This is a genomic window from Enterococcus mediterraneensis (genome assembly GCF_900604485.1).
GTDB lineage: Bacteria > Bacillota > Bacilli > Lactobacillales > Enterococcaceae > Enterococcus_C > Enterococcus_C mediterraneensis.
In genome coordinates this window covers 1,892,670-1,905,999 of sequence record NZ_UWOP01000001.1, presented here as the reverse complement: position 1 = coordinate 1,905,999, position 13,330 = coordinate 1,892,670, and the positions used below count along the sequence as shown (strand labels likewise).

Sequence of the window (13,330 nt, the reverse complement as noted above, 5' to 3'; positions counted from 1 at the left end):
CTTTACGAATGTTCGATTGTTGATAATTTTTCTTGGGCAGAAGAAGTATTTGGCTTAGATGCCATGAAAATATCTTTTGCTTCTTTGATTGCTGCATCCAATGCTTCTTCTGCAGGCAAGTCTTTTGTTTCACGGATCGTTTCAAACAGATCAGCATGATTTGCATCAAGATATTCAAATAATGCTTCTTCAAAGTCTAAAATGCTGTCAACAGGAATACTGTCGATAAAGCCGTGTGTCAATGCATACAAGATCACAACTTGTTTTTCAACTGGAAGTGGTGCATGCAGTTTTTGTTTTAAGATTTCAACGGTACGACGACCACGATTCAATTTTGCTTGCGTTGCCGCATCCAAATCAGAACCAAATTGTGTGAAGGCTTCTAATTCACGATAGCTGGCAAGGTCAAGACGCAATGTCCCAGCGACTTTCTTCATCGCTTTGATTTGAGCTGAACCACCAACACGAGAAACAGATAATCCAGCAGCAACCGCCGGACGAACACCGGAATAGAACAAGTCGCTTTCCAAGAAGATTTGTCCATCAGTGATGGAGATAACGTTGGTTGGGATATAAGCGGAGATATCACCGGCTTGTGTTTCAACAAATGGCAATGCAGTCATTGAACCGCCGCCTAGTTCATCACTCAATTTTGCAGCACGTTCCAATAAACGTGAATGCAAGTAGAAAACATCCCCTGGATAAGCTTCACGACCTGGTGGACGACGAAGCAGCAAGGAAAGTTCACGATAAGCGACCGCTTGTTTTGATAAGTCATCAAAGACGATCAAAACATGTTTGCCGTTGTACATGAATTCTTCACCCATAGCAGCGCCGGCATAAGGTGCGATGTATAGCAATGGCGCTGGTTGAGAAGCACCGGCTGCTACAACGATCGTATAGTCCATTGCGCCATATTTACGCAATGTTTCTACTTGTGTCCGAACTGTAGAGTCTTTTTGTCCGATCGCAACATAGATACAGATCATGTTTTGACCTTTTTGGTTGATGATCGTATCGACTGCGATAGATGTTTTCCCGGTTTTGCGGTCCCCGATAACTAATTCCCGTTGTCCGCGGCCGATCGGTACAAGTGCATCGATTGCTTTTAAACCTGTTTGCATTGGTTCTGAAACGGATTTCCGTTGCATAACGCCTGGTGCCGCAGCTTCTACAGGGCGTGTTTTATCTGTATCGATTGGACCTAAGCCATCGATTGGTTGTCCTAAAGGATTGACTACCCGTCCGATCATGGCTTCTCCAACAGGAACTTCCATGATTTTACCGGTACGTTTAACTTTATCTCCTTCACGAATGGTTTCAAAATCTCCTAAGATAATGATCCCTACATCATTTGTTTCCAAGTTTTGCGCCATACCGAATGAACCGTTTGAAAATTCAAGAAGCTCACCGCTCATTGCGTTTTCAAGTCCATGGGCACGTGCGATACCGTCACCAACGTAAGTAACTGTACCGATTTCTTCAACTGTTAATTCGCTTTGATAATTTTTGATTTGTTCTTTGATCAAGGCACTGATTTCTTCAGCTTTAATAGCCATTCGATTCACCTCTTTACATGTCTGTTTATCTGCGTAGCTGATTGCGCAGATTTTCTAGACGGCTTTTAACACTGCCATCGAGCACTTGATGATTTGCTTCGATGATGACGCCGCCCAATATTTCTGGATCAACTTGTTCTGTCAACTCCGCTTTTTCATAACCAAGACGTTGCGCAATTTTTTTCGTCAATTGCAGCTTTTGATCTTCAGTCAGTTTTACGGCAGTCGTTACAGTTCCCAAGATCACTTTTTTTGCTTCATTATATCTGCGCTCGTATTCGTCGATGATAAACAATAAATCATCAAGGCGATTATAACGATAGGCAACTTCTAAGAAATTCTCAACGATTTCATTGTGTCCTTTAACGATTTTATCCATGATCTTGCGTTTTTTATCTGAATCTAAACGAACATCACTTAGCATATTACCAAGATCAGGGATTTCTTGAAAAATCTTGCGCAAAGTCAATAAATCTTGATAAACCGCTTCGGTCTGCTGTTCTTCGACCGCCAGTTCGAACAGCGCCTTGCCGTAGCGTTTACCAACTGTATATTTATCTAGTTTCATTATTTGATCCTAGACCTTCGATGTATTGATTGATTAAAGATTCATGCATTTCGGGAGAAAGCTCTTTATTCAATATTTTTTCCGCGATCTGCAATGAGATTGCTGCGACATCATCTTTGACATCGCTCAATGCAGCTTCTTTTTCCAAAGAGATATCAGAATGAGCTTTTTCTTTCATACGGCTCACTTCTTCTTTGGTTTCGTTCAAAATATTTTGTCGGCTTAACTCTCCGCTATCTTTCGCGCTTTTGATGATGTCTGCAGCTTCTGAACGAGAATTCATCAATTGTTCTTGACGTTGTTTCTCTAATTTTGCTGCGTTGACGCGCGATTCTTCTGCAGAATCTAAATCATTGGCGATCTTATTTTCTCTTTTTTTCATCATGTCGGATACTGCACCCCATGCGAAGTGTTTCAGTAATATCAACAAGATGACGAAAGCACCACTTACGACGATCATATTGCCGAGCATCGTATTTTGCACTTCCGCAACTACCAGATGATTTAGCATAAGTGTATCTCCTTTACTTGTAATCTAACTGTCCAATAGTTCATGCAAAAAAGCAGAACACCCGTATCGAACAGTTCTGCTTCTCTTCTTGATTAACGGAAGACTAGAAGTAAAGCAATAACCACACCTAGAATAGGAACAGCTTCAACTAGCGCTACACCGATAAACATTGTCGAACGTAATTGACCAGACAATTCTGGTTGACGTGCCATAGATTCGATTGTTTTTGAGATAACTTGTCCGTTACCATAACCTGCTCCGATTGCTGCTCCGACAATTGCGATACCCGCTGCGATAAAGTTCATAATTTTTTTCCTCCTAAGATTTATATCAAGATTTTTTAGTGTTCTGCCTCAATCTTATGGCTCATGAAGACCATAGATAAAGTAACGAATACGTATGCTTGGATAGCCCCAATAAATAATGAGAAACCGATCCAAACCATTTCCAATGGGATAACTAATGGTAATGATAGCCATCCGATTTGGTTCATCATATTTGCGATCAGTCCTAAAAGAACTTCTCCCGCAAAGATATTACCGTAAAGACGCAACCCTAATGTGATTACGTTGGTGAATTCTTCAATAATTTTAATCGGCAGTAAAAAGCTGACCGGTTTAAAATAAGAATTCTTAATGTAGCCTTTTAACCCAAATGTTTTCACACCAAAATAATGCGTCAGTGCGATCATCATCAGTGCTAAGGTCAATGTCACGAATGGATCAGCAGTCGGACTCTTCCAAAATGTGATCTCATTACGGGTCACTATCTTAGTGACCAATCCAATTTCGTTGGCAACAAAGACAAATAGAAACAATGTTACTGACAGCAAATGAAAATTATTGATCTCCTTGCTAGGCAAGTTTTCGGAAAGAATTCCCTTGATGAAATCAATGATCCATTCAATAAAGTTTTGCTTTCCTTTTGGCTTCATTTGCAAGTTTCTGGTACAAACGAAAACAAGAGCAAAGACAATGATACAGGTGATCGCCGTCATCAAAGTGACAGTGCCGTCAAACCAAATCGGACCAATGTGAAACATTAGTGATTTGTCTTCCAATATTCTCACCTCTTTTCCCACGATTTCCAAGTAAAATCTGTTTAATAATTGCTATGATGCCATAAGTTCGATAACAATCGGTATCATACCACCACCATTGAAAAATTTCAAAACATTTTCAGCTAAAATTAGACATTTTTCCCACTTTGCATAATAGGATTTTCAAATATCTTCAATAAGGAAAGCCAATGAAACCAGTTTTATGAAATCGAACATTGATATAGCGACATCTTTTGTTTAAATGCTATCAAAAATCCGCAACTTTAGGAAGCGATAACTATTGGAATCTCCCAAGCAATTTAAGAATATTATGAGAAATTTTTAAGTGCTCGTTTGATCTGACGTTCTTGGTCTTTTCGTTTCAAGGTTTCCCGCTTGTCGTATTGCTTTTTCCCTTTCGCAATACCGATCAGTACCTTGGCATATCCGTCTTTGATATATACCTTCAACGGCACGATGGTCATTCCATTACTTTGGGTCTCACCGATCAAACGAGCGATTTGTTTTTTATGGAGTAATAACTTCCGTGTCCTCAATGGATCATGATTGAAGATATTTCCCTGTTCGTAAGGACTGATGTGTACATTGTATAAAAAGGCCTCGCCGTTTCGCACCCGTACGAAACCGTCTTTCAAATTGATCCGACTGTTGCGGATCGATTTGATTTCGGTTCCTTGCAGCACGATGCCCGCTTCCATCGTGTCGACGATCGTATAATCATGCCGTGCTTTTTTGTTTTGTGCGATCAGCTTTCCTTCACCTTTGGGCATAAAGCCACCTCCAGCTATTTACCTTTTTTCTTGATTCCTTTATAAAAAGGTTTTTTATTTTTCTTATTTTTATTTTTGCTTTTTCCTCTGCCTTGTGTGGCTTTTTGATTTTTCGGACGTTTGTCTTCTCTTTTTCCGCGTCGTCCGGCCGGTTTATTTTTTTTGTCTTGTTTGATTGGTTCAACTTCTTCGGCTGAGAGCAGTTCAAAATCAATCTCTCGAGTCGTTGGATCGGCCTTGACAACTTTGACCCGGACTTTTTGTCCGATCTTATAGGTCAATCCTGTGCGTTCACCCACCAGTGCCAAGTGATTTTCCAAGAAATGGAAGTAATCATTTTTCAATGCACTGATATGGATCATTCCTTCGATGGTATTTGGCAGTTCCACAAATATCCCGAATTTCACAACAGAACTGATGATACCGTCAAATTCTTCGTCAATATGATCCGCCATAAATTCCGCTTTTTTCATAGCATCTACTTCACGTTCCGCATCGACAGCACGTCGTTCCATCTGTGAACTGTGGACCGCGATATCCGGCAGTTTTCCTGCCCAAAGCGCTTGATTTTCTTCTGACTTGTCTTCTGTATAAGAACGGATCAGACGGTGAACGATCAAATCAGGATAACGACGGATCGGCGAAGTAAAGTGCGTATAATATTCCGCCGCCAAACCATAGTGACCGTAATTGACCTCTGAATATTTGGCTTGCTGCATGCTTCGTAAAAGCATCGTATTGATGACCATCGATTCCGGTTTGTCCGCAACATCTAACACCACTTGCTGCAGATCTTTCGGTGTAATACTGCCTTTAGTCTGTTTGACAAGAATTCCGATCGCCGATGCAAAATCAAAGAAACGCCGTAATTTGTCCTCTTTCGGTTCTTCATGAATCCGATAGATAAACGGCAGTTTTTGTTTGGCAAAATGCTGCGCCACTGTCTCATTGGCCGCCAGCATAAACGATTCGATCAACCGTTCCCCAACACCACGTTCGCGCAAAACGATATCCATTGGATGGCCTTTAGGATCTACCAACACTTTTGCTTCCCGATCTTCAAAAGAAACCGCACCGCGCTGGATACGCATTTTTTCTAGAATGTCATGGAGTTCCGCCATTTCTTCAAACATCTTCACTAACTCGTGATAACGACGACGGGTCTCTTCATCGCCGTCTAAAATCTTATTGACCGCGGTATAAGTCATCCGTTCTGTTGTTTGGATCACACTTTGAAAAATATCATAGGAAACTACCTGTCCGTTTTTGTCAATCTCCATCTCGCAACTCATCGTCAAGCGAGGCACCTTGGGATTTAACGAACAGATTCCGTTAGAAAGCCGTTGCGGAAGCATCGGGATCACTCGGTCAGTCAAATAAACACTTGTTCCTCGTTCAAATGCTTCGCCGTCTAACTTGCTATCTTCTGTTACATAATAAGAAACATCAGCGATATGCACCCCTAAAAAGTAATTGCCGTTGTCCAGCTTGCGAACAGTTACCGCATCATCCAAATCTTTTGCGTCCTCACCGTCGATCGTGACGATCTGCTGGTTTCTTAAATCACGACGTTCTGGAAATTTTTCCGGATCGATCGTATCAGGTACCGCATCAGCTTGCGCTAAGACATCTTCTGGAAACTGTGTCGGTATCCCATTGGCTACTACGATCGACAAAATATCCATTCCAGGATCATTTTTGTGACCGATAACTTTTTTAACAATTCCTTCCAAGCTTGTAGCATATCCTTTTTCCGGATAATGGGTGATCTCTACGATAACGATATTGCCATCCACCGGTCGGATTCCTTCCGCCGCGATGTAGATTTTCAATTCGCCCATTTTTTTATCTTTAGGTACGACGACACCGTATAGATCTGTTTCTTTGATTTCTTCTTCAGAAAACAGTGTAAATTCACCGACGATCTGGCTGATTCCCCGTTTTCTTATTTCTACGACTTTTCCTTCTGCTCCTCGATCGCCAAAAGGACTGGAAGGTTTCAAAATATCGATTGCGACAATATCGCCGTCCATTGCATATCCCGTAAATTCTTTCGGTATATAAATATCATCTTCTTCCGGATCGACGGTCACAAAACCGAAGCCACGTTCATTAGCGCGAAAAGTTCCTTCCACCAATACTAATTTCGGCGGCAATTTTATTTTGCCTTTTTTATTGAAGATAACGGTTCCTTCTCGTTCCATCTGAGCGATCGTTTGGACCAGCGCTTTAAAATCCGCACTTTTTTTCAGTCCTAACCCTTCTGCGATTTCTTCTGCCGAAAAGCTTTTTTTACTACTTTCTTCAATAAACAACAATATCTGTTCTTTAATATTCTTCACTCTTCTCCCTCATTCCAAGCGAGTCCCTCAATAAAATCCAGTACATCTCGCTCAAAGTCTTTATGCACAGGATCAACGGTGATCACATGCTGGCTTTCAGGGTACCATTTCAATGTAAATGGTACCTGTGTGATTCCTTGCGCGGTGCGAAAAACCGTTTTGGGATCGATCATTTCATCTTTCCCAGCTTGCGCTAAAAATACAGGCACTTGGATCTTCGCTAAATTTTCACTGGTTGTGCGGCCAAGTTCTTCGATATCTTGCAGCTGCTGTTGCACACCCTGCTGGACTTTTGCCAAATTGGTTGCTAATTGTTCCCCGGCGACTGTGCTATAACGATATACTTGTTGCGCATACTTAACGAAGTTTTCCGGCACTTGATTTTTAGTTGGATAAATTGGCGAGCAGAATACACCGCCTCCAATGATTTCTTGATCTGCCAGAGTCAACGTATGTGCCGCGAAGATGCCTCCCATCGATAATCCGAAAACAGCGATCTTGCGATATCCTTTTTCTTTCAAAAATCTGAGTGCATCCTGTACGTCCTGCTCCCAAACTATTGTCGATTCTTCTAATATGTCTAAAGGCTCCATCGTCCCATGTCCCGTAAACATCGGTGAATACACCGTATAGTTGTGTTTTTCCAAAAAGCGATGCAGCATACGTACATCGTTTGGACTTCCTGAATATGCATGAAGCAGGATCACTGCGCGTTGCCCCTGTTCACTAAAAAGCGTTTTTGGCATCTTAATTTTTGCTGCCATTCGTTTCACCTCACACCACCAATTTTAACATACTTTCCTCAAAGCACCTGTTCTATCAGATCCACAAATTCATTGAAATTTTGACATAAAAAAAGCGAAACACCTGTCAATCTTCTTGAACCGTGTTTCACCTATTCATCTTCTATTGAAAAAACTTCAGGCTGATGGACTGATTAGTGTGAAGACAGATACACCAATACAAAAAGTAAAATCAACCATACAGCAGCCATGATCGCTGTTGCGCGTTGCATTACCGCTTCAAATCCCCGCGCTTTTTGTTTTCCGAACAATTGATCGGCACCACCAGTAAATGCGCTGGCCGCACTGTTTTGTTTGCTAGGCTGCATCATGATAGCAATGATCATTAAGATAGATAAAACAATTACGATTCCGACAATCAAATTATACACTAGGCTATCCTCCTCAGTTATTAGAAATCATCTCTTATAATGTAGCATACCTCAGCTTTTTTTTCCATAAAAAGATCTATTCCATACTATTATATAGGAAATGAAATAATTAAAGAATCGGCGCTAAACAGAAGACTGTTTTCGCCGCCGATTCTTTGATCACTCTAAAGTTCAATAAAAGCTATTTACGCAAAACATCTTGGTATTCGCTTTTTTCATCAAATTCTTTTTTGGCATACGGGCATAAAGGAACGATTTTGACACCATCCCGTCGCGCTTTTTCCACGCCGCTGCGAACTAATTTTTCTGCTAATTTTTGTCCGCGATACGTTGGATCGACAAACGTATGGTCAATGACCATGATATCTTCCCCAGCATCGACCCAAGTCATTTCGCCGATTTCCGTTCCTTCATCATTATACAATGCAAAACGGTTTTTTTCTTCTTTGATCTCCATCTATTTTCCATCCCTTCAAGTAACTTTTTTATCCTGGAGGCAATGCCACAGCATAAATATTTTTCTACATTCTAGCAGTATCGTCAGTTACTGGCAACTAATTATATTCCGCCTTATATTAGTTAAGGATAGTATGTACGAACCTGCCCGTAAATGAGACAGGCTCAATCCTGTAATTTACTCAATCATACCGACGAAACGATAATAGATTTCAATATCCCATATCTTTTTGCCGTTTTCGTCCCGTCGTGCTTCGTGAACAAGGATTTTGTCAATTAACTCGTTCAGAAGCGGTGCGGTAAGCTCATCTATTGCAGAATACTTACCAATTAAATCAATCCATTTCTGTGTGTTGTTTACATCGGCTTCGGACTGTGAAAGCCGTGTTTCCCTTTGCTCTATCTGCTCGGATAGCTTTAGCTGCTCTGTGCGGTATTTTGCGGTCAGCATTTTGAAATTGTCCTCGTCAAGCCTGCCGCTTATGCTATCCTCATACATCTTTGCGAATAGTGCGTCGACCTCTGCTTTGCGTTTGCGGGCTTTCTTGAGTTCCTTTTCATCGTGCCTTCGCTCGGTGTTACGCTGCTTATCGCCCGACTTCAAAAGCCTGTCAAGCAGCTTGTCGCTGTTGGTGTGTACCTCTTGCAGCCAATACTGCAATCATGCAAGCACCACACCGTAAAGCAGATTGTAGGTGATGAAATGCAGGGAGCATTCGTCTTTGCCTTGCTGACTATACTTTGTGCAGCGAAAATACTTGCTCTGTTTCTTTTTGCTTGCACTACTGAGCGATCATCCGCATTCTCCGCAGTAGACCAGCCTTGCAAAGATGTTGTCCTCGCCCCGTTTGGCTTCCCTCTTTCTGGAATCCATATGAGCGTGGGCTAAATCCCAGATTTCCTTTGAGATAATCGGCTCGTGCGTATTTTCTACCCGCAGCCATTCATCTTCGGAGGTGACACGGTTTTTCTTGCTCTTGAATGAGGTCTTAACCAACTTGTAATGAACGGTGTTCCCGATAAAGCATTCGTTATCCATTAAATGCTGTACTGTAACAATATTCCATCGGTATTTGACTTCTTCAGGCTGTCCCTCAAAGCGTTTGGCTCGTTCTCCGTAACGTACATACCGAAACCAAGTAGGGGTAGGAATTTTTTCGGCTTTCAGTATTCTTGCGATTGCTCCCGCACCCTTACCGTGTGCTGCAAGGTCAAAAATCCTTTCGGGAATCCATCGTGTTTCCTCATCAATAATGAGCTTGTTTTTGTTGTTCGGGTCGATGATATAACCGATGGGCGTAACAGGAGCGATATATTCGCCATTGTTGAACTTCACCCGCATAGCCGATTTGACCTTTTTGCTGGTATCTCTCGCCACCATCTCATTGAGAATGTTGCGGAACGGAGCAATGTCGCTTTCACCGTCTTTGGAATCCACGCTGTCGCTGATGGCAATATACCGCACACCCTTTGACGGAAAATAAATCTCGGTGTACTGCCCTGTGAGAATATAGTTTCTGCCAAGTCGGGATAAATCCTTTGTGATAACACAATTTACCTTACCGTCCTCAATATCGTCTATCATTCTCTGAAAGCTCGGTCTGTCAAAATTCGTGCCAGACCATCCGTCGTCGATATACTCGTCAACAATGTGAAAGCCCTGTTCCACAGCGTAATCTTTGAGTATTTTTCGCTGTGTGCCTATGCTTGAACTCTCCGAATGAAGCTCATCATCACGAGAAAGCCTGCAATAGAGTGCTGCGTTATAGATTTGTTGTTTCAAATTATCCTCCTTTTCTCGGAAACAACTCACGCTATAACACACTGTTTACGAGCATATTATATGCATAAATCATACCGTATTTCCATATCGGGTTTGTTAATTTACAGCTTTCTCGGAGCTTTTGCCCTCATATTGTATCGTGCTTTCAATCAAATCGGTTACCGTTGCCTTTGTGTCGGGAAAATGCTCGGTCAGGCAGACAACATTTTTACCTGAAACAAAATAGGTTTTGCCGTCATTCTCGATAAGGTTACCTGTGGCAATGTCCTCATCCTTTGGCTTGATTTGTTGAGTTATCATTCGGTCAAACAGCTTTTTAATCATCTCTCACGCTCCTCCTTTTTCTTTTTCGGGCGGTGATTTTCCTTTGCCTGTTGCTCATTTTCATATAAAGCATTCATACGCTCGTCAATGCGGATAGAGCGTTCCTCAATACCTTTGGCATATTTTAATTTCTTGCGAAGGTCTGTGATTTGCTCAGTAATGCCTGTTTTCTTGGCTCGCAGTATTTCTTTTTCAGCAGGTGATGCCCTGCGGATTTTGTTCTGCAAACGCTTTCGATAGTCAATGAGATTATCCATTTCCGATTGATTTTTATCCCTGTCAGCGTGCAAATCAGAGAGAGTGGAGATGTTGTTCGTTGTCATATACCGCACCTGTGCCGAAATTTCGTCTATCTTTCGCAATTCCTCTTTCATAAACGGACTGGTAGGCTTGTAGTCTGTGCCTTTCGGAAATATCCCCAACTGATAGCACCAGTAATAATACAAAGCCAAAATGCCTGTGGTTTTCTTCTTTGGTTTCCACGCATTTTTGTATTCTTCGGGCATATACGGGGAGTAGGTTACTTTGGCGAGGCGGTTTCCGTATCGTGTTTGTGAACCTAAATAACTACGAATAAAATCGGGGGTCAGTCGCTCGTCAAGCGTATCTAATCTTGTGAAATACTGATACTGCGGCAGCTTCATTTTCCAATGCTTGCCCGAAAAATTTACCTCATAGCCTTTGCGGATAAGATATTTCGCCATATATTCTATGGTGCGGCTGCCGCTGATTGCTTCAGCTAAGTCCTCACGATAGACATTATATCGGGTGGGCTTGCCGCTTTTTTCATCAAGGTAAAGCGGTCTTGACGGTGTTTTTTTCGGGCGGTTTATGACCGATAATCCATAATCCCTGCATAGTCTGTCGAACACATCACGCAGTCTTTTCTGTTCCGTTTTTGAGTAGTTGTATTTGCCGCCATCAAGGTAGGATACGGAATTGAAACAGAAATGATTATGCAAATGCTCTTTGTCAAGGTGGGTAGTGACGATTATCTGATATCTATCTCCCCACATTTCTTGGGCGAGTTTCAAGCCAATTTCGTGGCATTGTTTAGGTGTTAGCTCGTCAGGCTTAAAGCTCTGATAACCGTGCCACGCAATATATTTTCCCGTTTTTCCATACTGCTGCTTTGTTAAAATCATCTGCTGCAAGGCTGTTTCTTTCAGGCAATTGATAGCGGAAACATATTCGCCCTCATTGGTTTTGGCAGGATTAGCGGCATAGGAAAACACTTGAAAGAAGTCTTTCATATCCTCGGTGGGTGTGGTCTTATCGGGATTTTCAACATAGTCAATGAGGTCTTTTAATCGCCCTTTGATGTGCCATAGGCTTGTAGTAGCCACTCTAAACTGCCTCCCCAACAGTAAATTTCTTTTGCAAATCTACAATGAACTCCTCAATATCTTTGCAGATTTCCAATGCTGACGGCTCATATTTGGAACATTCTTTGAAGCCGTTATGAACCTCATATAGTGCGTTCAACAGTTCCCAAAACGCTTTAGGCGGCACAGGCTTTGGGTAGTTTCCTCTACATAGTTGCCGCATAAATTCCGATACAGACAAGCCGCAATCGGTAGCATAACGTTTGAGATTTTCGCTTTCCTCCTCAGTCAAGTGCAAGCCAACTCTTACTTTTTCTTCGCTCATTCTTCATTCCTCCAGTCTTAAATTTCACCTTTAACGGGGTATTCAGGGGTGTTCCCTGAGTAAAGTCCACATCCCTTTAGGGTGTGGATTTGGATTGTGGCTGCCACAATCCGATGCTCGCTATTCCTGTGGACAGAGCCGCAGGGGTATTTTCGTGTAGCTGATATTCATTTTTGTCTTTGCTTGCTGAAAAGAAAATCCTTATGTTTTATCACCGACCTTTTGGATATGATTTCCTTTATTTCGGGCAAACAAAAAAGCCGCTACACGACATTGCGGATAGACGGGAGATTTCTCTCGTTCTAATTTCGCAATGCTATGTAACGGCTTTGAGATTCAAAACCTTTTCACTCACAGAAAATTATATGGGTAACAGTATGTATTCAGTTAAACTCAAAATTGAGTATTTCATATTAACACATAGAATATGGGATTGTCAAGATTTTGCACAAACTTTTTAGTATGACCGCAATTCCAGAAAATTATACAGACTTTTTCAGAAGAAAATTGAGTGAGAGGTTTTTTAGCCTCTCACCCAATAGCCCATAGGAAAGCGAACTTTATTAGATACTATAAAACCTTTTGCAGCTTCTTCCGCAAATGGTCTAATCTTGCATAGATAGCTCCCGTTGTTATATGAACAATCGGTGCAATCTCCTTTGCGGAATATCCCTGCATTTTCAGCAGAACAATCAGCAGAGTACGCTTGTCTACTGTAAGCAACGCATGATACAGACTTTCGTTTTCAATCTCATTCAGCAAATCTGCTACTGTGTTGACCTCTGTACTGTGTTCCTTTTCTGCGGTTTCCTCGATGTATTCGCCTATATCGTTCAAGCGTCTGTAAAACCGCCTGTTGGAATTAAAATCTGCTCTGTCATAAATGCGAATTTCTTCAATGGTGCTTTCATCAACACCACACTCACGCATTATTTGTTCCTCAGCTTCTTTCCAGAGCCGCCATTTCCGTTCTTCTTTGGCTTTGTTGTAAGCCATATTGTTTTCCTCCAATCTGAATTTTTTGAGAAAATCCAGAATGGAGGGAGGGGAACGACAACCGGGGCCGCTGTGCTTTAGCGGCCCGGCCCTAACCTCGGGCCAAGTTGGCCCGAAGTGGCGATAGACTTTGTTGT

Annotated in this window: 16 protein-coding genes and 1 pseudogene; all 17 read right to left on the bottom strand. The window is 41.9% G+C overall.

Annotated features, from left to right (window positions below; genetic code table 11):
• Positions 1–2: 2 nt before the first annotated feature.
• The 17 genes and pseudogenes from atpA to EFB00_RS09250 all read right to left on the bottom strand — a co-directional run bounded on the left by atpA (position 3) and on the right by EFB00_RS09250 (position 13,193).
• Positions 3–1,559: a F0F1 ATP synthase subunit alpha gene (gene atpA, locus EFB00_RS09320; RefSeq protein WP_122646553.1), complete on the bottom strand. Its 1,557-nt coding sequence runs from the start codon at positions 1,557–1,559 to the stop codon at positions 3–5.
• A gap of 25 nt (positions 1,560–1,584) precedes the next feature.
• Positions 1,585–2,127: a F0F1 ATP synthase subunit delta gene (locus EFB00_RS09315; RefSeq protein ID WP_122646552.1), complete on the bottom strand. Its 543-nt coding sequence runs from the start codon at positions 2,125–2,127 to the stop codon at positions 1,585–1,587.
• Complete coding sequence (gene atpF, locus EFB00_RS09310) at positions 2,114–2,638, bottom strand: F0F1 ATP synthase subunit B (protein ID WP_122646551.1); 525 nt, start codon at positions 2,636–2,638, stop codon at positions 2,114–2,116. Before atpF ends, EFB00_RS09315 begins: the two co-directional genes overlap by 14 nt.
• Before the next feature lie 92 nt (positions 2,639–2,730).
• On the bottom strand, positions 2,731–2,943 hold the full coding sequence (gene atpE, locus EFB00_RS09305) for an ATP synthase F0 subunit C (protein ID WP_122646550.1): 213 nt from the start codon (positions 2,941–2,943) through the stop codon (positions 2,731–2,733).
• Between the two features lie 35 nt (positions 2,944–2,978).
• A complete protein-coding gene (gene atpB / locus EFB00_RS09300; RefSeq protein WP_122646549.1) occupies positions 2,979–3,698 on the bottom strand; it encodes a F0F1 ATP synthase subunit A in 720 nt (239 codons plus the stop codon).
• Positions 3,699–4,006: 308 nt separating this feature from the next.
• A complete protein-coding gene (gene smpB / locus EFB00_RS09295) occupies positions 4,007–4,468 on the bottom strand; it encodes an SsrA-binding protein SmpB (RefSeq protein WP_122646548.1) in 462 nt (153 codons plus the stop codon).
• A gap of 14 nt (positions 4,469–4,482) precedes the next feature.
• Complete coding sequence (rnr, locus tag EFB00_RS09290) at positions 4,483–6,810, bottom strand: ribonuclease R (protein ID WP_122646547.1); 2,328 nt, start codon at positions 6,808–6,810, stop codon at positions 4,483–4,485.
• Positions 6,807–7,574: an alpha/beta hydrolase gene (locus EFB00_RS09285; RefSeq protein ID WP_122646546.1), complete on the bottom strand. Its 768-nt coding sequence runs from the start codon at positions 7,572–7,574 to the stop codon at positions 6,807–6,809. The genes rnr and EFB00_RS09285 overlap by 4 nt, the downstream gene beginning before the upstream one ends.
• A gap of 173 nt (positions 7,575–7,747) precedes the next feature.
• Positions 7,748–7,984 carry a preprotein translocase subunit SecG gene (gene secG / locus EFB00_RS09280; protein ID WP_122646545.1) on the bottom strand — a complete coding sequence of 79 codons (237 nt, stop codon included), beginning with the start codon at positions 7,982–7,984 and terminating at the stop codon, positions 7,748–7,750.
• 181 nt (positions 7,985–8,165) lie between these two features.
• Positions 8,166–8,441, bottom strand: coding sequence for a GNAT family N-acetyltransferase (locus EFB00_RS09275; protein ID WP_122646544.1), 276 nt, complete (start codon positions 8,439–8,441; stop codon positions 8,166–8,168).
• A 177-nt stretch (positions 8,442–8,618) separates the two neighbouring features.
• Positions 8,619–9,101 carry a DUF4368 domain-containing protein gene (locus EFB00_RS13840; RefSeq protein WP_241153424.1) on the bottom strand — a complete coding sequence of 161 codons (483 nt, stop codon included), beginning with the start codon at positions 9,099–9,101 and terminating at the stop codon, positions 8,619–8,621.
• Positions 9,102–9,206, bottom strand: a pseudogene (locus EFB00_RS13835) (hypothetical protein); the annotation flags it as partial.
• Positions 9,207–9,233: 27 nt separating this feature from the next.
• Positions 9,234–10,223 (bottom strand): recombinase family protein, encoded by a 990-nt coding sequence (locus tag EFB00_RS13830; RefSeq protein WP_241153423.1) that lies wholly within the window; start codon positions 10,221–10,223, stop codon positions 9,234–9,236.
• A gap of 96 nt (positions 10,224–10,319) precedes the next feature.
• Positions 10,320–10,547, bottom strand: a complete 228-nt coding sequence (locus EFB00_RS09265) for a hypothetical protein (RefSeq protein WP_122646543.1) — start codon at positions 10,545–10,547, stop codon at positions 10,320–10,322.
• Positions 10,544–11,893 carry a relaxase/mobilization nuclease domain-containing protein gene (locus EFB00_RS09260; RefSeq protein ID WP_122646542.1) on the bottom strand — a complete coding sequence of 450 codons (1,350 nt, stop codon included), beginning with the start codon at positions 11,891–11,893 and terminating at the stop codon, positions 10,544–10,546. Before EFB00_RS09260 ends, EFB00_RS09265 begins: the two co-directional genes overlap by 4 nt.
• Before the next feature lies 1 nt (position 11,894).
• On the bottom strand, positions 11,895–12,197 hold the full coding sequence (locus tag EFB00_RS09255; protein ID WP_122646541.1) for a ribbon-helix-helix domain-containing protein: 303 nt from the start codon (positions 12,195–12,197) through the stop codon (positions 11,895–11,897).
• A gap of 570 nt (positions 12,198–12,767) precedes the next feature.
• Positions 12,768–13,193, bottom strand: a complete 426-nt coding sequence (locus EFB00_RS09250) for an RNA polymerase sigma factor (protein ID WP_122646540.1) — start codon at positions 13,191–13,193, stop codon at positions 12,768–12,770.
• Positions 13,194–13,330 lie beyond the last annotated feature (137 nt).